Consider the following 555-nt stretch of genomic DNA (forward strand, 5'->3'; position numbering starts at 1 on the left):
TCCCCCATTCGGACATCGTTAGCTCAAATGCTTGTTACTAGCTCGCCAACGCTTTTCGCAAGTTACTACGTCCTTCATCGCCTCTGACTGCCAAGGCATCCACCGTATACGCTTAGTCGCTTAACCATACAACCCAAATGAGTTTCACTCATCTGCGCCGCATTGCGACCAGCTTGGTTTTACTTGTCTCACTTCTGACCAAAGAAGTGGACGCGCCTTAGACGTAAACTATGCAACTAAGCATAATTTACTATTGAATATTCAAGACACTTAATAAAGTGTTTGAGAACTCATGTTCAATGCTTGCGCATTAAACGTTTTGTAATTAATCACATGACAGACTCATGCAATTAAATACTATCAGCTTTCCAAATTGTTAAAGAGCGGGCTTAAAAAAGCCAAAGATAATTTTTAAGTTTATCTTTGGCATCTCTATCCATAGTGCATATGCCTTATTACTTTGCAATAAAGTCAGAATAAGGTGTAAATGGTGGAGCTATGCGGGATCGAACCGCAGACCTCCTGCGTGCAAGGCAGGCGCTCTCCCAGCTGAGC

1 rRNA gene is annotated in these 555 nt (G+C 42.5%); it reads right to left on the reverse strand.

What is annotated here, in order from left to right:
- A 23S ribosomal RNA gene (locus L5M40_RS22560) occupies window positions 1–126 on the reverse strand; the annotation flags it as partial.
- Window positions 127–555 lie beyond the last annotated feature (429 nt).

It is taken from the genome of Shewanella sp. SM68 (assembly GCF_025653925.1).
Classification (GTDB): Bacteria; Pseudomonadota; Gammaproteobacteria; order Enterobacterales; family Shewanellaceae; genus Shewanella; species Shewanella oncorhynchi.